Consider the following 16,586-nt stretch of genomic DNA (forward strand, 5'->3'; position numbering starts at 1 on the left):
GTTTGGCCGGGACCTACGAAATACCATGGACGATTGGATCGATTACTACGACTCCACGCATACGATCTATGTCAGCAAGCTGCATCGCGACTTGCACTTCCAGATCATCGCGCGGGACATCATCGGCTACATCTCATCGCCCGAGGCGACCGTGCTCGACTATGCCTGCGGCGAGGCGCTGTCGGCGAGCCAGGTGGCCGCGGCCTGCGGCAAGCTGATTCTCGCCGAGCCCGCCCCCGGCGTGCGTGGCCGGCTGATCGCGCGATTTGCCCCGAACACCAAGATCCGCGTCCGCTCACTCGACGACGTCCGCAAAATGCAGGACCAGTCGATCGACCTCGCGGTGATGAACTCGGTCGCGCAGTACATGACGCCCGACGAGCTCGATGTCGCGCTTGTCAACATCCGGCGATTGCTGACCCCGTCCGGCAAGCTCGTGCTCGGAGATATCTTGCAGCCCAATGTCGGCATGTTCAGGGATGTGATGGCGCTGCTCAGCTTCGGCCTGCGTCACGGCTTCCTGAAGGACGCGCTGATCGGGCTGATCAGCACCGCGCTGTCGGATTACCGTCATCTGCGCACGCGCATCGGGCTTCAGCGCTATGGCGAGGACGAAATCGTCGCCAAGCTGACCGCGGCCGGCTTCGCTGTCCAGCGCGCCCACACCAATATCGGCCATAATCGCTGGCGCATGACCTTCATCGCGCGGCCGCCTCTAGTCCGTTAAGCATAATGACTGCCCGAGGTGGCTTGTCACACGCCGATAGGTAAAGATCGTCGCGGCCCGGTGGCGGAAGCGTCTACGCGAGGGCGGTGCAACGCTCTTCATCCTGGTTCAAATCCAGGCCGGGTCTCCACGCTTCGCCCCTCTCGGGGCTACGCGTGGCGCAGCCACGCAAGGCCCGAAGGGGCGCAGCGTGTCCGGCGTAGCTGTAGCGAAGCGAAAGCGAAGACGGACGGCATCTCAGCTGTCTGCGAGCACCCCTCTCAAACTTCAATCCACTTCGACCGTTTCGCACTCGGACAGCAGCTGAAGCCGGTCGGCATCCTTGGCTGCGGAGCTGAGGACAGCATCGAGCAGCCCCGGAAAGCGTGCGTCCAGATCCTCGCGGCGGAGCCGCATGAAGCGGTTGGTGCCCGCCACGCGCGTCAGCATCAGGCCGCATTCGCGCAGCTTGGCGAAGTGGTAGGCGAGGTTGGATTTGCCGGAAAGGCCGCTGAAGTCGCCACAGCAAAGTTCGCTGCTGACACGTTCCTGCTGCGCGAGCTGATAGACGATGGCCAACCGGATCGGATCGCTGAGGCAATCCAGAACCATCGGCAGCTCGATCTGCTCGCGGGTGGGATGAAGGGGCGTACGGCTCATGGTCCGGAATCATAGCAAACTGGCCGCGATGTTCAATAGTTCTTGAACCAATTGACTTCCTGACCCTCGTATTCAATAGTTCAATAAACGTTGAACATAGGGATATTGTCCAATGAGCGTGTTCTGGCTGGCTCTCGCGGCCTTCGCGATTGGTACCGAAGGCTTTGTCATTGCAGGGCTTTTGTCGTCGATCGCCGCCGATCTTTCGATTTCCGTCCCGGCGGCCGGCCAATTGGTCACCGCCTACGCCCTCACCTATGCGGTGGGTTCGCCGATCCTGGCGGTGACGCTGAACAACATCGACCGCCGCACCGTGCTGGCCCTGGCGCTATCGACCTTCATCGCCGGAAATCTCGTCGCGACGCTGGCTTCCAGCTACGTCCTGCTGCTGGCCTCCCGCATGCTGATGGCACTGGGCTCCGGACTGTGCATGCCGACGGCGCTCGCCGTATCGGTGGCCGTCGCCGCGCCCGAACGGCGCGGCCGCGCGGTGGCGCTGGTCACCTCGGGCCTCACGGTTGCAACCGTGATCGGCGTCCCGCTCGGCAATCTTGTCGGCAGCCTGCTCGGCTGGCGCGCGACCTTTGCCATGGTGGCCCTGATCGGCGCGGTTGCTCTTGCCGGCCTGCTGCTTGGCCTGCCCCGCGGCCTGCCGCGCAACACCGCCTCGCTCAGCGAACGACTGGCGGTGGCGCGTCACAGCAACGTCGTGATCGCGCTTCTGATCACGATCTTATGGGCGCTCGGCGGCTTCACCGTGTTCACCTATTTCGCGGTCCCGCTGCGCGGCCTCGGCTTCGACGCCGCGCAGATCAGCCTCGCGCTGCTGGTGTTCGGCGGCGCCGCCGCCATCGGGAACATGCTGGGCGGTGTCCTGGCCGACCGACTCGGGACGCTCGCCACCGCAGGCCTTGGGCTCGCCGGCATGGCGAGCGCCTTGATCCTGCATTCGCTGGTCCTGAAGCTGATGCCGGGACAGGCGCATTATGCGGTGCTGGGCGCGATCTTCCTCTGGGGCATCTCGGGCTGGGCGTTCTATCCGGCTCAGATCGCTAGCATCATCCGGATCGAGCCGCAGGCCTCGATGATCGCACTCTCGCTCAACGCCTCCGCCATGTATCTCGGCTTCGCCATCGGCGGGGCCCTGGGTGGCGCGGTGCTCGCCACCCTCTCGCCGACCGACCTTGGCTGGATCGGCGGATCGAGCGTTGCGGCCTCGCTGCTGGTGCATCTCGCCCGTGGCTGGCAAGCACGGCCAAAACCCGTCAAAATTGCCGGTTGATGGGCGTTTTTCGGGGTTTCGCCGCCCCGAAAACTGGTCTAAGACCCACCCGCGCGCGAGGGAGACCAACGCGCTCTCGGCCACAGGGGACGCGCAACAAGCGCGCCCTTTTTTTGTGCCTAAATTCCACTTCGGCGAGAGTTGATGCCCAAACGTACAGACATCACCACCATCCTGATCATCGGCGCCGGTCCCATCGTAATCGGCCAGGCCTGCGAGTTCGACTATTCGGGCACGCAAGCGGTGAAGACGTTGAAGGAGGAGGGCTATCGCATCGTCCTCGTCAATTCCAACCCGGCCACCATCATGACCGACCCGGAATTGGCCGACGCCACCTATATCGAGCCGATCACGCCCGAGATCGTCGCCAAGATCATCGAGAAGGAACGTCACGTCATTCCCGGCGGCTTCGCGCTGCTGCCGACCATGGGTGGACAGACCGCGCTGAACTGCGCGCTGTCGCTGCGCCGGCAGGGCACGCTGGAAAAGTTCGACGTCGAGATGATCGGCGCAACAGCGGATGCGATCGACAAGGCCGAAGACCGTCAGCTGTTCCGCGAGGCCATGACCAAGATCGGGCTTGAGACGCCAAAGTCGCGGCTCGCCAACGCGTCGGAGTTGAAGAAGTCCTTCCGCGACAAGCACCGGGCCGAACGCGAGAAGCTGTCGGGTGCCGCCCTCGAGGAACACGAACGGCAATGGGTGCTCGGCGAAAGCGACCGTCGCAAGCGCTACCAGGAATATGCGCTCGGCCAGGCGCTGATGGCGCTGTCCGAGATCGGCCTGCCCGCAATCATCCGCCCGTCCTTCACGATGGGCGGCACCGGCGGCGGTATCGCCTATAACAAGGAAGAGTTCCTCGACATCATCGAGCGCGGGCTCGACGCGTCTCCCACCAACGAAGTGCTGATCGAAGAATCCGTGCTCGGCTGGAAAGAGTACGAGATGGAGGTCGTGCGCGACAAGAAAGACAATTGCATCATTGTCTGCTCGATCGAGAACCTCGATCCGATGGGCGTGCACACGGGCGACTCCATCACGGTCGCGCCGGCGTTGACGCTGACCGACAAGGAATACCAGATCATGCGCGACGCCTCACTGGCGGTGCTGCGCGAGATCGGCGTCGAGACCGGCGGCTCCAACGTGCAGTTCGGCGTCAATCCCGAAGACGGCCGCATGGTCGTGATCGAGATGAATCCGCGCGTGTCGCGGTCGTCCGCACTGGCCTCCAAGGCCACCGGCTTCCCGATCGCCAAGGTCGCAGCCAAGCTCGCGGTCGGCTACACGCTGGACGAGATCGCCAACGACATCACCGGCGGCGCGACGCCGGCCTCGTTTGAGCCGACCATCGACTACGTCGTCACCAAGATTCCGCGCTTCGCCTTCGAGAAATTCCCGGGCGCATCGACCACGCTGACCACGTCGATGAAGTCGGTCGGCGAAGTGATGGCCATCGGCCGTACCTTCCAGGAGAGCCTGCAGAAGGCGCTGCGCGGACTCGAGACCGGCCTGACCGGGCTCGACGAGATCGAGATCGAGGGGCTAGGCCAGCACGACGACAAGAACGCGATCCGCGCCGCGCTCGGCACGCCGACGCCGAACCGGCTGCTCCAGGTCGCCCAGGCCATGCGGCTGGGCTGGTCGAACGAGGACATCTTCAACTCCTGCAAGATCGATCCGTGGTTCCTCAGCGAGATGCGCGGCATCGTCGACATGGAGGAGAAGGTCCGGAAGAACGGCTTGCCGGGCAACGCCTTCGGCATGCGCACGCTCAAGGCCATGGGCTTCTCCGATGCGCGGCTCGCTGTGCTTGCCGAGACGACGGAAGCTGACGTGACGGCGAAGCGCCACGCGCTCGGTGTCCGCCCTGTCTACAAGCGCATCGACACCTGCGCGGCCGAGTTCGCGTCGCCGACCGCCTACATGTATTCGACCTATGAGGCGCTGTTTGCGGGCGCGCCCGCGGACGAGAGCTCGCCGTCGGACAAGAAGAAGGTCATCATTCTTGGCGGCGGCCCCAATCGGATCGGCCAGGGCATCGAGTTCGACTATTGCTGCTGTCACGCCTGCTTCGCACTACATGACGCCGGCTACGAATCCATCATGGTCAACTGCAACCCCGAGACGGTGTCGACCGACTACGATACCGCCGACCGGCTCTATTTCGAGCCGCTCACCGCCGAGGACGTGCTGGAGATCATCGCGAAGGAGCGCACCAACGGCACGCTGCACGGCGTGATCGTGCAGTTCGGCGGCCAGACCCCGCTGAAGCTGGCGCGTGCGCTGGAAGCCGCCGAAGTGCCGATCCTCGGTACCTCGCCCGATGCCATCGACCTTGCCGAAGACCGCGACCGCTTCAAGCGCGTGCTCGACAAGCTCCGGCTGAAGCAGCCGAAGAACGGCATCGCCTATTCGGTCGAGCAGGCCCGCCTGGTCGCGACCGATCTCGGCCTGCCGCTGGTGGTGCGCCCGTCCTACGTCCTCGGCGGCCGCGCGATGCAGATCATCCGCGAGGAGAACCAACTCAGCGACTATCTGCTCGGCACCCTGCCGGAGCTGGTGCCGGCCGACGTCAAGGCACGCTACCCGAACGACAAGACCGGGCAGATCAACACCGTGCTCGGCAAGAACCCGCTGCTGTTCGACCGCTATCTGTCCGATGCCACCGAGATCGACGTCGACTGCCTCTGCGACGGCAAGGACACCTTCATCGTCGGCATCATGGAGCACATCGAGGAAGCCGGCATCCATTCCGGCGACAGCGCATGCTCGCTGCCGCCGCACTCGCTCGATGCCAGGATGATCGAGGAGCTGGAGCGGCAGACGCGTGAGCTGGCGCTCGGCCTCGACGTCGTCGGCCTGATGAATGTGCAGTACGCGATCAAGGACGGCGAGATCTACGTGCTCGAAGTCAACCCGCGCGCCTCGCGCACGGTGCCCTTCGTCGCCAAGGTGGTCGGCACGCCGGTCGCCAAGATCGCAGCGCGCATCATGGCCGGCGAGAAGCTCGCCGACTTCAAGCTGAAGAAGGCGGACTTCAAGCATGTCGGCGTGAAGGAATCGGTGTTTCCGTTCGCCCGCTTCCCCGGCGTCGACACGGTGCTCGGCCCCGAGATGCGGTCGACCGGCGAGGTCATGGGCATCGACAGCTCCTTCGCGATAGCCTTTGCCAAGAGTCAGCTCGGCGGCGGCACGCGGGTGCCGCGCAAGGGCACGGTGTTCGTCTCTGTTCGCGAGAGCGACAAGACGCGCATCGCCGAGGCCGTTCGTGAATTGCATTCGCTCGGCTTCAAGGTGCTGGCGACATCGGGCACGGCGCGCTTCCTGACCGATCAGGGCATCCCGACCGAGAGGGTCAACAAGGTGCTTGAGGGACGGCCGCACATCGTCGATGCCATCACCAATGGCGACGTCCAGCTCGTCCTCAACACCACCGAAGGCCCGCAGGCGCTCGCCGACAGCCGTTCGCTGCGGCGCGCGGCCCTCTTGCATAAAGTGCCGTATTACACCACTCTTTCCGGGGCCGTGGCAGCCGCGCAGGGCATCCGCGCCTATCTGGGCGGGGACCTTGAGGTTCGGACCCTGCAGAGCTACTTTTCGGAAACCTGATCGCTAGTGGCGGCTAGGCTGCCGGTAAGTAATTGGCAATGAAGCCACAATGGCCGGAGGAACTGTCCGGGCATTGTGGTTGTTCTGTTCCGGCGCCAGACCCACATAACGCTTCGGCGGCGGCGTGTTCAGCCCCCCGGACATACTGACGAATCAAGGTTGCCGCGCCCTCTGTTTTCGTAGGCGCGCGATCGAAAGACGAGAGAAGAGATGGAAAAGGTTCCGATGACAGCGGGCGGCTTTGCCGCGCTCGGGGAAGAATTGAAGAAGCGCCAGTCCGAGGACCGTCCGCGCATCATCGAGCATATCGCGGAAGCGCGCTCGCACGGCGACCTGTCGGAAAACGCGGAATATCATGCCGCGAAGGAAGAGCAGTCCCACAATGAGGGCCGCATCGCCGAGCTCGAGGACAAGCTCGCGCGCGCGGACATCATCGACATTTCCAAGCTGTCCGGCGACACCATCAAGTTCGGCGCCACCGTGACGCTGGTCGACGAGGATACCGAGAAGAAGACGGTGTGGCAGATCGTCGGCGAGGTCGAGGCCGACGCCAAGAAGGGCCGCATCTCCATCACCTCGCCGCTCGCGCGCGCGCTGATCGGCAAGAAGAAGGGTTCGACCGTCGAGGTCGTCGCCCCCGGCGGCGCCAAGGCGTATGAGATCACCAAGGTGGAGTGGCGGTAAGGATTTGCCGCTAGGCGTGATGATGTTTCGAAAAGGCCGCGCCCTGCGCGGCCTTTTTGTTTCGGGGTAATGCCGAGTGCTTGCGTGACCTACCTTCTTCCCTTCACATCAAGCGGCACGGCTGCCTCATATTTCGAATTATGCAGCACCAGCGACGTCCGCACGTTACGCACATGGGGCGCGGCGGTGAGGTGCGTCACGAAATCCTGGAAGGTGGCCATGTCGGGTGCGACGCATTTCAGGATGAAATCGACCTCGCCCGACAGCATCCAGCATTCCCGCACCAGGGGCTCGGCGCGGACGAACTCCTCGAAGGCGCGTAAATCCGCCTCAGCCTGGCTGGACAAGTGCACGGCGGCGAACACAGTGACGTCGAAGCCGAGCTTGCGGGCGTCGAGCAGGCCACGATAGCCGTGGATGTAGCCCTCCTCCTCCAGCGCGCGGACGCGGCGGAGGCAAGGTGGCGGCGAGATGCCGACGCGCTTGGCCAGCTCGACATTCGTGATTCGACCGTCGGCCTGGACCTCGGTGAGAATTTTCAGGTCGATCTCGTCTAGGTTCCGCGACACGTGATTGGAACTCCTGGCCTTTGCGGCTGTATTGGTGGATTTGACGCAATCCTCATAGCCAGTCCGCAGCAATTGCGCAATTTTATTGCGCGTGCAGCGCAATCGACTTTTGTTCCCTGTTGGAAAAATCCGCCGACAGGGAATGCAATTCTTGCATAGCTCACCAGAAGGCTTAGATTAGCTCTGATATTTCAGCGCTTCCGCGAGGCCTCCCGGCACGTTCCGCACCCGCGCTGCAGATCCCCCGTGAAAGGCGTCCGTCAAAATGTCTGCCACTGTTCATGCAAAGGTCGTCATTATTGGCTCCGGCCCCGCCGGCTACACGGCGGCGATCTACGCCGCGCGCGCAATGCTCGAGCCGATCCTGATCCAGGGGATCCAGGCGGGCGGCCAGCTCACCATCACCACCGACGTCGAGAACTATCCGGGCTTCGCCGACGTGATCCAGGGCCCCTGGCTGATGGAGCAGATGGAGAAGCAGGCAGTCCATGTCGGCACCAAGATCGTCTCCGACCTGGTCACCAAGCTGGAGACGACGCAGCGGCCGTTCCGCCTCACCTGCGACAGCGGCGACGTCTATCTCGCCGACAGCGTCATCCTCGCCACCGGCGCGCAAGCGCGCTGGCTCGGGCTCCCGTCGGAAACGAAATTCCAGGGCGGCGGCGTGTCGGCCTGCGCCACCTGCGACGGCTTCTTCTACCGCAACAAGGAAGTCGTGGTGGTCGGCGGCGGCAATACCGCGGTCGAGGAAGCCCTGTACCTCACCAACCATGCCTCGCAGGTCACCATCGTGCATCGTCGCGATCACTTCCGCGCCGAACGCATCCTGCAGGAGCGTCTGTTCAAGCACCCGAAGATCAAGGTGGTCTGGGACTCGGCGGTCGACGAGATCTGCGGCACCGAGAACCCGAACAAGGTCACCCATGTGCGACTGAAGAACGTCAAGACCGGCGCGCTCACGAACGTGAAAACCGACGGTGTCTTCATCGCCATCGGCCACGCGCCGGCGACCGAGCTCGTGAAAGACCAGGTCAAGCTGAAACGGTCGGGCTATGTCGAGGTCGCCCCTAACTCGACCGCCACCTCGGTGCCCGGCCTGTTCGCCGCCGGCGACGTCGCCGATGAGACCTATCGCCAGGCCGTGACGGCTGCCGGCCTCGGTTGCATGGCAGCTCTCGAAGCCGAACGTTTCCTGGCCCTGCGCGCCAGCGAGCGCGCTGCAGCGGAATAAAGATCATGCCTCGAACACGCGACGGATTTACGGATATGGATTGGGACAAGCTGAAGGTGTTTCACGCGGCGGCGGAAGCGGGCAGCTTCACGCATGCGGGCGAGCAGCTCGGCCTGTCGCAATCGGCGGTGTCACGCCAGGTCTCGGCGCTGGAGCAGGAGCTCTCGGTCTCGCTGTTCCACCGCCACGCCCGCGGCCTGATCCTCACCGAGCAGGGCGACCTGCTGTTCCGCACCGCGCACGACGTGTTCATGCAGTTGCAGGCAGCGCGCGCCAAGCTGACCGACAGCCGCGAGCGGCCGAGCGGCGACCTCAAGATCACCACCACGCCCGGCGTCGGCATCAACTGGCTGATCCCGCGGCTCGGCGAGTTCACTGCGCTCTATCCGGAGATCCGGATCTCGCTGATCGTCACCGACGAGGAGCTCGACCTGTCGATGCGCGAGGCTGATGTCGCCATCCGCACCCGCAAGCCGACGCAGCCGGATCTCATCCAGCGCAAGCTGTTCGCGATGGGATTCCACGCCTATTGCTCGCCGGATTACATCAAGCGCTTCGGCACGCCGCGCACACTCGAGGAGCTCGACTCCCACCGCATCATCACGCTCTCCGACGGCAACTTCGCGCCGCATCTTCAGAACCGCAACTGGTTGGTCGAAGCCGGCCGCAACGGCTCCGGTCCGCGCGAGGCCTATTTCAGAGTGAACAACATCCTCGGTCTCGTCCGCGCCTGTCAGCAGGGCCTCGGCATCGCGGCGCTGCCGGACTATCTGATCGAGGAACAGAGCCGCCTGGTGCAGCTGTTCGGAGAATCGGATTCGATCCAGCTCGACACTTATTTCGTATACCCCGAGGAGTTGAAGACGGTCGCGCGCGTGCAGGTGTTCCGCGACTTCGTGGTGAGCAAAGCGCAGCGCTGGCCGTCCTGATTTCCGCATGTCTGACATGCGACCTGAACGGTTGCTGCATGGCGCTCGTCGAGCCCATAATGTTTCCACGCTGAGCCTTCGCGTTGCGCATTTGTCCCCCTCCTCCAGTGGCGCGGGAGTTCAGTAATCCCTCTTGGAAGGTGATTGTGTCGGCCTCACGTGGCCAATACCTTAAGCCGGGCTCACTTGAGCCCGGCTTTTTTTCTGTCTCATCGGGTTTCACGTTCCGCGTGTATTGACAGTTCCACGTACACCCCGCATCATTTGCGAATGATCACGAAGTCGTGCGCAATCTCGTTCAAGGCAGTCGCCTCGAAAAAAGCCCCCCATCCGGGGACCTCGGATTTTTGCGCGCGCTAACACAGCTTCGTCATCGCAAGCAAATCCCGAAACCCCGCCACCTGGACGGGGTTTTTTCATGTGCCCTCCGTCTCAGGTTTTTTCTCGAGAAGGAGATGGAACATGACTGGTCTACACGATCATTTGCACGGACTCTGGCTGCCGCTGGTGACGCCGTTTCGCGACGGCGCTCTCGACGAGAGGTCGCTGCGGCGGCTGACGCGACATTACAGCGGACAGGCCATCGACGGCTTCATCCTGGGGGCGACCTCCGGCGAAGGCATGACGCTGCGCGCGGCCGAGCTCGAGCGCCTCGTCGCCATCGTGCGCGACGAGATGGCGGCGGGGCGTCGCACGCTGCCGATCTGCCTCGGCCTGTCGGGCGCGGACACTTCGCGGCTGAAGGAACGCCTCGACGAGACCGCGGACTGGCCGATCGACGGTTATCTGATCGCGAGCCCCTATTATGTGCGGCCCTCGCAGCGCGGGCTTCTGGCTCATTTCGAAGCCCTTGCCGATCACGCCGCCTGGCCGATCGCGCTCTACAACATCCCCTATCGCACCTCGGTCAACATCACCAACCAGACGCTGCTGCGGCTTGCCGAGCATCGGAACATCGTCGGGCTGAAGGATTGCGGCGCGAACCGCGAGCAATCCATCGCGCTCTTGCGCGACAGGCCGAAGGGCTTTCGCGTGCTCACCGGCGAGGACGCGAACTACCTTGAGGCGCTCACCGACGGCGCCGACGGCGGCATCGTGCTGTCCGCCCATGTCGAGACCGCGACGTTCGCGGCCGTCTATGCCGAGGTCAAGCGAGGCAACCACGACGCGGCGCAGGCGCGCTGGCACGAGGTCGCCGAGCTGACGCGCCTGTTGTTCGCCGAGCCGAGCCCGGCACCGGCGAAGTACTGGCTGTGGCGGTGCGGCCTGATCGACAGCCCCGAAGTGCGCCTGCCGATGGTGGAAGTGAGCAGCGAGCTCGCAGCCCAGATTGACCGCGAGATCGAGCGGCGAATGAAAGTCGCCGCGTAGCGCCTCCGCTTCCTCTCTTCACACGCACGCAGCCCCCTTCTCCCCGTGCGGGAGAGGGAAGGCAGCGTCGTGTCCGCTCGACACCATCTCAATCCGGAAAAGAGATCGAGCTATGGACATTCGTCAGTGGCGCGATGCGCTGAAGGCGGCATGGCAACGCGTTTCATATGCGAGCGAGTTATCCGACTGGCTGCGGCGCGACATCGGGTTGACCGCGGATGAGGTGAAATCGCGTGCGGACTACATCGACGAGATCAGAAGGAAATACAGTGAGTGGGTTTAGCGGCTCGTCCTTCGCCTCTCCCCGCTTGCGGGGAGAGGCCGGAATTTGCGCGAGCAAATTCCGGGTGAGGGGGAGCCTCCGCGAGTCCGTCTTTCACCGCATTTGCGGATAGAGCCCCTCACCCCACCCACTCCCCGTAAGAACGGGGCGAGGGAGTGAAACAGCGTGCCCCGTGCTTAACCCCGCGCGAACGCGCGCACCGCGCTGGCATGGTTAATCCGTGGTAGCACCTGTGTTCGAATGCGCCCGAAATTGCGATCCGGATTCTTAAAACATCGCGGCTATCACTGGCGCCCATAAGCGAAGAAATCGCGGGGGCGTTTGTGAATATCCAGAATGAAGTGGCGTCGCATTACGACGCCGGACGGCAGAGCTTTACTACCGAGGACATTCTCTGGGCCGCCGGCATCTGGTCGGTGATCCTGACGCTGTCGCCGGTCATCGTGTTCTACATGCTGATGGTGGCGTAACCCGTCTCCACCGGGCCAAAACGCAAAACGCGCGGACTTCCGCGCGCTTTCCGTCCGGGGAATGATTTATGAAAATTATGCCGCCTGCTTGTGCATTGCGCCGGATGCCGACGCCGTGCCGCGAATAGCCTTCACTGAACGCTCGATTGCCGCCCACAGCCTTGCGATTTCCTGGGCCGCGCGGCTCTCGGCCTGATACTCGCGCGCGCCTTCGCCGTGGCTGAGCGCCATCAGCAAATCTGAACGGTTGGTGATCTGGCCGCCCCACACCGGCGCGCGGAATTTCGCCAGCGCCTCGCGGGCGATGGTAACGATCGGGCTTTCGGACTCGTCGCGGCGCGCCGGCGCACCGTTGAGTACGACCGCGTAGGGCTTGCGCGCCGCGCGGCACATCTGGATGGTTTCCTGCACCGCGTTGACGTCGAACACGCCGGGGCGTGCCGGAATGACGACCATGGTCGCGTTCTTGATCGCGTCGTCGACGACGGCCGAGAGATTCGGCGGCGTGTCGATCAACACCCATTCATAACCGTCGCGCTTGGCAGCGGAGACGATGCCGCTGACCGAGTTCACCGCAGCCTTGATCGGCGGCTCGTTGGTGCCGCGCAGCTTGTGCCACAGCGTGAGCGAGCCCTGCGGATCCGCGTCCACGAGCATCACCTGCTTGCTCGCCTTGATCTGCGCGGCGAGATGTGCGGCCAGGGTACTCTTGCCCGAGCCGCCTTTACGCGATGCAAAAACAATTACGTTCATACCTCTGGCCTCCAGATTGACCCCAGATCACGAAAATGAATCACCGCGCTGATTCGGGAAAGAAAAATTTACCGGCAGTTGCCTCAGAGCCACGAAATAACAAGACGTGTTGGCTTTTGAGTCACACTGCGTCGCGCGACCAGGATACCAATCGCAACGAAACGCCCTTCACGTCGGCAATCCCGCGCTTTTTCGGCAGCAACGCGGGAAAAAACGGAATGCAACCTCGCCGCGCAAACCCTCTCGCGACTCTTTTCCGTCGAACGCGCTGGTAATTGTCGCAGGCGTCCGCACGAGGGGGCGAACAAAAGGAGTCCGGAGGCTGGCGCGCAGCTGATGCCGGGAACGCACATGCAGGGGCGGCCGATGCGAAGGCGCTTCGCGCTGTTGCCCTGACGCGACGAGCTTCAAAGAAAGAACGCTAGCCCCGCGCTCAGCTTTCGCTGGATTTCTTCTTCTTGGCCGTCTTCTGCGAAGGCTTGGTGCTCTTCTTGGCGCGGGCCTCGCCGGGCTCGGGTCCCTGGCGGAAGAACACTTTGCACTGCGGCGAGAGCTGCGATTTCTTCTGGATCATGCAGGCGGTGATGGCATCGACGTTCGGAACGAATTCGCCGCACAGCCGCATCGCATCCGGCGAGCAGGCCTGCTGCTCCTCCTGCGTGTAGGCGAAGCCGGCGCCGGGATGGACCAGGACGGCGAGCGCAATGCCCGAGATCGCAGCAGCCAAGGACTTTTTAAAACGGAGCGCCGGCATCGATCCCCCCAAATGTCGAGTCAGAGCGAATAGTGGGTGAACGGGCGTTCGTTGGCAACGAGGCCTGAAGCGAAAACGGCAACCTGTGCGCTCCGGGCAACAGGCCGATCGGCCCGACGCGGGCCCATCCCGGCACGACGTCGCGATATCAGGCTAAGCCTTTGGCAGAGCTGGCGAGATCGGGACCGCGCGCGGCTTCAGCTTCGGTCCAACAAAAAACGCGAAAACAACCCCATGCACAGTAGCCAGGCCACGGCGGCATTTGCGGATTTTACGAAATCGATTTGACTCGTCGGGCAAAACAGCGGCATGATGGCATGATCGAGAACGTGGGGTGGTCGTGTGATGTCCCCGTGAGATGAGGGGCGCATGGCCACAGTGTTGATCGTCGCGCCGGTGTTCGCCCTGATCGCGGCCGGCTACGCGTCGGTGCTGTTTCGCTTCGTCTCCGAGACCGCGCACAAGGGCATCTCCGAATTCGCCTTCAGCATCGCTATCCCGGCGCTGCTGTTCCGCACCATCGTCGTGTCGGAATTCCCCGATGTCAGCCCTTACCGGATGTGGGGCGCCTATTACGGCGCGCTCGCCATCACCTGGATCGCGGCGCTGGCGCTCTCGGCATGCTTGCGCGAACGGCGCGAGGACCGCGAGGACGGCGTCGTGTTCGCGATCGGCTCGGTCTACGGCAACATCGTGATGCTCGGCATTCCGCTGGTGCTCTCGGCGCTCGGCAACGAGGCCGCAGGCCCGATGTCGCTGATCCTGTCGGTGAACACGCCGCTGCTCTGGCTCTGCGGCATCCTGCAGATGGAGCTTGTCAGCCGCAAGCGGACAGGCTCGGTCCTGTCGGTCATCCGCCCCGTGCTCGCGGATCTCGCGCGCAATCCGCTGATGCTGGCGATCGGTTTCGGCGTGGTCTGGCGTTTTACCGGTCTAGGCCGCAACCCGGTGGTCGACAGGACGGTCGAGCTGCTCGCACAGGCCGGATCGCCGGCGGCGCTGATCGCGCTCGGCATCAATCTGTTCCGGTTCGAGGTCAAAGGCGAGATGCTGAGCGTCGCCGCGATGAGCGCGCTCAAGCTGCTGGCGATGCCGGCGGTGGCGTTCGTGCTGGCCAAGCTGCTCGGCTTGCCTCCGGTCGCAGCCGGCGTGATCGTGCTGTTCGCGGCGATGCCGACCGGCGCGAACGCGTACATCTTCGCGGCGCAGTATCAGCGGCTGGTGAACCCGGTGTCGGGAGCAGTGGCGCTGGGGACGCTGCTGGCGGCGGTGACGTTGCCGATGGTGGTGGTTATCGTGGCGGGGGTGAGGTAGCGAGACGAGCGGTCACGCGGTCATCCCGGTTGATCCGTGCGAGGAGCTGACCTCCGCAAGCGCAGGATCAAACGTATCGCCAGCCAGAGCATCAGAACGACGATCACGAAGGCGGCAACCGGCGCGGCCAAGGCAAGAAGCGATACGAGGAGTGCACCGCCCAGTTCGGCGGTCGCAACGGTCGAGTTGCCGAGGCCAGCCGTCAAGACCGTCGATTTGGCCCGCACGGCCGCGGTGACGCCATGCACGATGCCGGCCGCGCCGCCACCCGCGACGATGGCGGCCGTCCATTTCATCATCGGTGGAAGATCTGCCATGGTCGCCGCCGACAGGATGGCTCCGGCGATCACGGCGACAGGCGCGGCGATGACATCGAGCAAATTGTCCACGCCGGGAATGAAATACGCACCAACCTCCAGGAGCGCGGCCACGCCAAGCATGAGCATTGCAGCGGGTGTTCCAAGCCATGCGAAACCGTCGCCCAAAGGAAGCGAGCCCGAGTAAGCGGCCACGCTGGCAACCAGCATCGGCAGGAACACCCGGAAGCCCGTCGCGGCCGCAAGACCGACACCGAGCACAATCGACAACGCGAGATCGGAGTTCGACATGAGATCCCCAACGATTGTTGCGCTCGAATTTCCTCGGGAAGGCTGGACGTGATGCGGCCGATGTCATCGGGATGAGTACGGCCATCGACGCAGATCGCAACGCGCAATCAGGCTACATCGCCAAGGATGATCAAACCAAGCCAGAAATGTTGACGCAGCCGATCACTCTACGCATTTCTTCCGCTTCGAGATCAAAGACGAGGACCGTCGCAGTGATGGGCGCGCTCAAGCTTCTGGCGACGCCGGCAGTCGCGTTCGTGCTCGCAAAGCTGCTCAACCTGCCGCCGCTAGCGGCCGGCGTGGTCGCGCTGTTCGCGGCGATGCCGACCGGCGCCAACGCCTACATCTTCGCGGCCCAGTATCAGCGGCTGGTGAACCCGGTGTCGGGCGCGGTGGCGCTGGGGACGCTGCGAGCGGCGGTGACGTTGCCATTGGTGATGATGGTGGTGGCCAGGTAAGCCCCCGTTTAATTTTGCCTTTGCACGCAAAGGTAGCTATCCTGCGATGATACCCATAGCAGGAGGCGGATATGGGACATCGCGAGGAAATGCTCGACGTGATCAAGCGCGCTTACGCCGCGCGCGGTGATAGTGACGCGGCAGGCCTGGTGGCCGCTTTTCATCCCGAGGGCCTGTTCAATCTGGTGGGCGACAAAAGCGCACTGCACCTGACAGGAAGTGTGCAGGGGCACGAACCACTGCGTGGCGCCTTCGGTCAATTCATTGACCATTTCGACTTCGAAAAGCGCGAGATCCTGAGCGAATTGGTTGAAGGGAATTGTGCTGCAATACGGTCCCGCCTTGTCATCCGATACCGTCCAAGCGGGAAAGTCTTCAGCACGGAAGTCCTGGACCTCTTCAAATTTCAGGATGGCAAAATCATTGAGCTGATTGAATTCGCGGATACTGCGCAAATCAAGGCCATCATCTCCTAACGCGCGATGAGACGGGATTGGATCGCGCGTTGAGGAGAGCGTGAGGCCTTCGTGCTCGCAAAGCTGCTGAACTTGCCCCTGCTTGCTGCTGGCGTCGTCGTGCTGTTCGCGGCGATGCTGACCGGCGCGAACGCGTATGTCTTTGCGGTTCAGTGTCGGTGGCTGGTGAACCCGGTGTCGGGCGCGGTGGCGCTGGCGACATTGCTGGCCGCGGTGACGTTGCCGGTGGTTGGTGGTGATCGTTGCGGGGTAAGGATAGCTGAGCGATGAAATAACTCAGGTCAATCAGTTGCGTAACGCGCAAACAAGCCGAAAGCGCTAGCCCGTCTTATTCGTAAGAGTGCGCCTGAGGGGTAAAGCGCTGATGCGGCGTAGGATTCGGTTGCGAAGCCAACCCCATCACCTCCAACCGCGAACGCCACGCCCGCC

Annotated in this window: 18 protein-coding genes and 1 tRNA gene; 14 read left to right on the forward strand and 5 right to left on the reverse strand. The window is 63.4% G+C overall.

All coding sequences use genetic code 11. From position 1 onward, the window contains the following. Positions 1-25 precede the first annotated feature (25 nt). Together QJT78_RS13585 and QJT78_RS13590 are read left to right on the forward strand one after the other, a co-directional pair. Positions 26-727 carry a class I SAM-dependent methyltransferase gene (locus tag QJT78_RS13585; protein WP_028150675.1) on the forward strand — a complete coding sequence of 234 codons (702 nt, stop codon included), beginning with the start codon at positions 26-28 and terminating at the stop codon, positions 725-727. A gap of 54 nt (positions 728-781) precedes the next feature. After that, positions 782-857: transfer RNA gene (locus QJT78_RS13590), tRNA-OTHER, on the forward strand. Positions 858-994: 137 nt separating this feature from the next. Here the strand turns inward: QJT78_RS13590 and QJT78_RS13595 are convergent. Continuing rightward, complete coding sequence (locus QJT78_RS13595) at positions 995-1,366, reverse strand: helix-turn-helix transcriptional regulator (protein ID WP_028150674.1); 372 nt, start codon at positions 1,364-1,366, stop codon at positions 995-997. 112 nt (positions 1,367-1,478) lie between these two features. Between QJT78_RS13595 and QJT78_RS13600 the strand changes: the two genes are divergently transcribed. The 3 genes from QJT78_RS13600 to greA all read left to right on the forward strand — a co-directional run bounded on the left by QJT78_RS13600 (position 1,479) and on the right by greA (position 6,941). Beyond that, positions 1,479-2,648: an MFS transporter gene (locus QJT78_RS13600; protein WP_028150673.1), complete on the forward strand. Its 1,170-nt coding sequence runs from the start codon at positions 1,479-1,481 to the stop codon at positions 2,646-2,648. A gap of 144 nt (positions 2,649-2,792) precedes the next feature. After that, positions 2,793-6,257, forward strand: a complete 3,465-nt coding sequence (gene carB, locus QJT78_RS13605; protein WP_038942752.1) for a carbamoyl-phosphate synthase large subunit — start codon at positions 2,793-2,795, stop codon at positions 6,255-6,257. 210 nt (positions 6,258-6,467) lie between these two features. After that, the gene (gene greA / locus QJT78_RS13610) at positions 6,468-6,941 is read left to right on the forward strand and encodes a transcription elongation factor GreA (RefSeq protein ID WP_028150671.1); all 474 of its coding nucleotides are present in this window, start codon (positions 6,468-6,470) and stop codon (positions 6,939-6,941) included. 89 nt (positions 6,942-7,030) lie between these two features. Here the strand turns inward: greA and QJT78_RS13615 are convergent, their stop codons facing one another. Then, entirely contained in the window at positions 7,031-7,510 is a 480-nt protein-coding gene (locus QJT78_RS13615; protein ID WP_028150670.1) for an Lrp/AsnC family transcriptional regulator, read from the reverse strand. A 265-nt stretch (positions 7,511-7,775) separates the two neighbouring features. Here QJT78_RS13615 and trxB point away from each other — a divergent pair, with 265 nt between their 5' ends. The 5 genes from trxB (at position 7,776) to QJT78_RS13640 (ending at position 11,794) form a co-directional block, all read left to right on the forward strand. Further along, positions 7,776-8,741 (forward strand): thioredoxin-disulfide reductase, encoded by a 966-nt coding sequence (gene trxB / locus QJT78_RS13620; RefSeq protein ID WP_028150669.1) that lies wholly within the window; start codon positions 7,776-7,778, stop codon positions 8,739-8,741. 5 nt (positions 8,742-8,746) lie between these two features. Then, entirely contained in the window at positions 8,747-9,670 is a 924-nt protein-coding gene (locus QJT78_RS13625; RefSeq protein WP_027534296.1) for a LysR family transcriptional regulator, read from the forward strand. Between the two features lie 462 nt (positions 9,671-10,132). Then, positions 10,133-11,041: a 4-hydroxy-tetrahydrodipicolinate synthase gene (locus tag QJT78_RS13630; RefSeq protein ID WP_038942751.1), complete on the forward strand. Its 909-nt coding sequence runs from the start codon at positions 10,133-10,135 to the stop codon at positions 11,039-11,041. A 112-nt stretch (positions 11,042-11,153) separates the two neighbouring features. Beyond that, positions 11,154-11,324 carry a hypothetical protein gene (locus QJT78_RS13635; protein ID WP_155257868.1) on the forward strand — a complete coding sequence of 57 codons (171 nt, stop codon included), beginning with the start codon at positions 11,154-11,156 and terminating at the stop codon, positions 11,322-11,324. Between the two features lie 323 nt (positions 11,325-11,647). Continuing rightward, positions 11,648-11,794, forward strand: a complete 147-nt coding sequence (locus QJT78_RS13640; RefSeq protein WP_193375923.1) for a hypothetical protein — start codon at positions 11,648-11,650, stop codon at positions 11,792-11,794. Between the two features lie 75 nt (positions 11,795-11,869). On the opposite strand, the gene QJT78_RS13645 is transcribed toward QJT78_RS13640, so the two are convergent. Then, on the reverse strand, positions 11,870-12,547 hold the full coding sequence (locus QJT78_RS13645) for a ParA family protein (protein WP_028150667.1): 678 nt from the start codon (positions 12,545-12,547) through the stop codon (positions 11,870-11,872). A 433-nt stretch (positions 12,548-12,980) separates the two neighbouring features. Then, a complete protein-coding gene (locus QJT78_RS13650; protein WP_028150666.1) occupies positions 12,981-13,301 on the reverse strand; it encodes a hypothetical protein in 321 nt (106 codons plus the stop codon). Between the two features lie 369 nt (positions 13,302-13,670). Between QJT78_RS13650 and QJT78_RS13655 the strand changes: the two genes are divergently transcribed. Further along, positions 13,671-14,615: an AEC family transporter gene (locus QJT78_RS13655; RefSeq protein ID WP_038942748.1), complete on the forward strand. Its 945-nt coding sequence runs from the start codon at positions 13,671-13,673 to the stop codon at positions 14,613-14,615. A gap of 20 nt (positions 14,616-14,635) precedes the next feature. Here the strand turns inward: QJT78_RS13655 and QJT78_RS13660 are convergent, their stop codons facing one another. After that, positions 14,636-15,223: a DUF4126 domain-containing protein gene (locus QJT78_RS13660; RefSeq protein WP_028150664.1), complete on the reverse strand. Its 588-nt coding sequence runs from the start codon at positions 15,221-15,223 to the stop codon at positions 14,636-14,638. Positions 15,224-15,294: 71 nt separating this feature from the next. Here QJT78_RS13660 and QJT78_RS13665 point away from each other — a divergent pair, with 71 nt between their 5' ends. The 3 genes from QJT78_RS13665 to QJT78_RS13675 all read left to right on the forward strand — a co-directional run bounded on the left by QJT78_RS13665 (position 15,295) and on the right by QJT78_RS13675 (position 16,427). After that, complete coding sequence (locus tag QJT78_RS13665; RefSeq protein WP_157790288.1) at positions 15,295-15,681, forward strand: AEC family transporter; 387 nt, start codon at positions 15,295-15,297, stop codon at positions 15,679-15,681. Between the two features lie 71 nt (positions 15,682-15,752). Next, on the forward strand, positions 15,753-16,157 hold the full coding sequence (locus tag QJT78_RS13670) for a nuclear transport factor 2 family protein (RefSeq protein ID WP_028150662.1): 405 nt from the start codon (positions 15,753-15,755) through the stop codon (positions 16,155-16,157). A gap of 51 nt (positions 16,158-16,208) precedes the next feature. Continuing rightward, on the forward strand, positions 16,209-16,427 hold the full coding sequence (locus QJT78_RS13675) for a hypothetical protein (RefSeq protein WP_028150661.1): 219 nt from the start codon (positions 16,209-16,211) through the stop codon (positions 16,425-16,427). The last annotated feature ends 159 nt before the right edge of the window (positions 16,428-16,586 follow it).

This window comes from Bradyrhizobium sp. Mp27, from assembly GCF_029953005.1.
Taxonomy (GTDB): domain Bacteria; phylum Pseudomonadota; class Alphaproteobacteria; order Rhizobiales; family Xanthobacteraceae; genus Bradyrhizobium; species Bradyrhizobium barranii.

Coding starts and splice junctions, on each gene's coding strand:
- QJT78_RS13600 (WP_028150673.1), top strand. CDS start 1,479: ATGAGCGTGTTCTGGCTGGCTCTCGCGGCCTTCGCGATTGGTACCGAA.
- QJT78_RS13625 (WP_027534296.1), top strand. CDS start 8,747: ATGCCTCGAACACGCGACGGATTTACGGATATGGATTGGGACAAGCTG.
- QJT78_RS13585 (WP_028150675.1), top strand. CDS start 26: ATGGACGATTGGATCGATTACTACGACTCCACGCATACGATCTATGTC.
- QJT78_RS13645 (WP_028150667.1), bottom strand. CDS start 12,547: ATGAACGTAATTGTTTTTGCATCGCGTAAAGGCGGCTCGGGCAAGAGT.
- trxB (WP_028150669.1), top strand. CDS start 7,776: ATGTCTGCCACTGTTCATGCAAAGGTCGTCATTATTGGCTCCGGCCCC.
- QJT78_RS13665 (WP_157790288.1), top strand. CDS start 15,295: ATGAGTACGGCCATCGACGCAGATCGCAACGCGCAATCAGGCTACATC.
- greA (WP_028150671.1), top strand. CDS start 6,468: ATGGAAAAGGTTCCGATGACAGCGGGCGGCTTTGCCGCGCTCGGGGAA.
- QJT78_RS13655 (WP_038942748.1), top strand. CDS start 13,671: ATGGCCACAGTGTTGATCGTCGCGCCGGTGTTCGCCCTGATCGCGGCC.
- QJT78_RS13630 (WP_038942751.1), top strand. CDS start 10,133: ATGACTGGTCTACACGATCATTTGCACGGACTCTGGCTGCCGCTGGTG.
- QJT78_RS13660 (WP_028150664.1), bottom strand. CDS start 15,223: ATGTCGAACTCCGATCTCGCGTTGTCGATTGTGCTCGGTGTCGGTCTT.
- carB (WP_038942752.1), top strand. CDS start 2,793: ATGCCCAAACGTACAGACATCACCACCATCCTGATCATCGGCGCCGGT.
- QJT78_RS13670 (WP_028150662.1), top strand. CDS start 15,753: ATGGGACATCGCGAGGAAATGCTCGACGTGATCAAGCGCGCTTACGCC.
- QJT78_RS13650 (WP_028150666.1), bottom strand. CDS start 13,301: ATGCCGGCGCTCCGTTTTAAAAAGTCCTTGGCTGCTGCGATCTCGGGC.
- QJT78_RS13635 (WP_155257868.1), top strand. CDS start 11,154: ATGGACATTCGTCAGTGGCGCGATGCGCTGAAGGCGGCATGGCAACGC.
- QJT78_RS13595 (WP_028150674.1), bottom strand. CDS start 1,366: ATGAGCCGTACGCCCCTTCATCCCACCCGCGAGCAGATCGAGCTGCCG.